1 pseudogene is annotated in these 1,375 nt (G+C 53.8%); it reads right to left on the bottom strand.

What is annotated here, in order from left to right:
* A pseudogene (locus tag ACMP1L_RS07885) lies at positions 1-1,375 on the bottom strand (SNF2-related protein); the annotation flags it as partial.

Raw genomic sequence — 1,375 nt, 5'->3', positions numbered from 1 at the left:
GCGGGGACGGGTAGAGTTCATTTCTTCGTTATACTGGCGCACCAAAGTCTGGCGGCGCTCCGGGTCTCTCCAGATCCAGTCCCTAAAGGCTTCCCGGATAGCCTGCTGTTTTTGGGCAGCCAGAGTGGTCTCCTTGGCGTTTAGTACGCGGCGCTCTTTTCCGTCTGCGTCCTCTATGGTGTCATAGATACGGACATCCCGCAGGTTTAAGGAATCCTCCAGAATCTTGTAGGCGTTGGCGCGGCTGGTTCCGAAGGTGGTATAAGCTGCCACATCGTTGTAGGATACAGAAGATTTCCCCTTGATCTGCCATTCAGCAGTAAAGGAGGAATAGTTGACCTCAATGCTGCGCTGGAGATAAAACGGGGTGTTGAAGGTCTCGTACATAAACTGCTGGATGTACTCCTTGTCAATCCAGGTAGCGCCCAGACGCACCTCAATTTCCGACGCATCCAGGTCTTTGGGCTGGGCGGCGGTAAGAGCTTCCACATTGACTGCAAAAGAAGGGTCCTGCTGTGCCGCCCGCTGCGCCTGACGCAGTTTGCGGCGTACATTGCCGGAAAGGTATTCATCAGCAGTCACATAATGGGGTGTGCCGTCCTGTTCCAGCTGTCCCGGCACACGGAAGATCACGCCTTGCAGTTCTCCGGCCAGTGCTTCTTTTGTTTTTCCGGTAAGCCGACTCATATAGCTCATATCTACGCAGGCTTTTTCCGAGATGGACACCGCCAGTGCTTCGCTTGCCGTATCCACAGTAGCCACTGCCTGATGGGGCTTGATTGTTCGTTTGGTGAACATATCCGCCTTACGTTCCAGTTTCCCGTCCTCGTCGATGACTTCCAGCGCACAGAGCAGGTAATAGGAAGAATCATCTGCATAGGCCAGTCGGTTTGCACGGTCATTGATAAGGCCATATTTTGCAGAAAAGCTGTCATAGAGGCTGTTCAGTTCCGCCTGCTTTTGGGTAATGGTGCTGTCTGGAACCACTGCATCCATCTGAAGGTCGATCAGTTCCTGCACACAATCACGCAGTCCCACAAGACCTTTCACACGGGCTTCGGCGGTGGAGTTGAGGTCAGGGCGCACCATGCGGCTGTTTTCCCGATAGTACACCTGCCCGTCTACAATGGCATAGGAATAGTTCTTCACATTTGGGTCGGCAGGAATGGAGGTGTCAATGGCTTCGCCTTCGCCCAGCTCCGGCAGCTCTGCCTCCTGATAAGTGCCATGAATGTACTTCACAGCATCATGCAGCTGGTCGGAAAGCTCCAGTCCCTCGATAGGGTTCACGGTGTAGTCCATACCATGAGCGGTGCTTACCGGCTCCTGTCTGCCCAACACCATTTCCGGGTGGTCGATAAAATACCGGTTGATG

Source organism: Ventrimonas sp. (assembly GCF_048380235.1).
In the GTDB taxonomy this organism is placed as follows: Bacteria; Bacillota; Clostridia; order Lachnospirales; family Lachnospiraceae; genus Brotaphodocola.
Note: the sequence above shows the minus strand (reverse complement) of the source record. Positions and strands in the feature narration are given on the sequence as shown.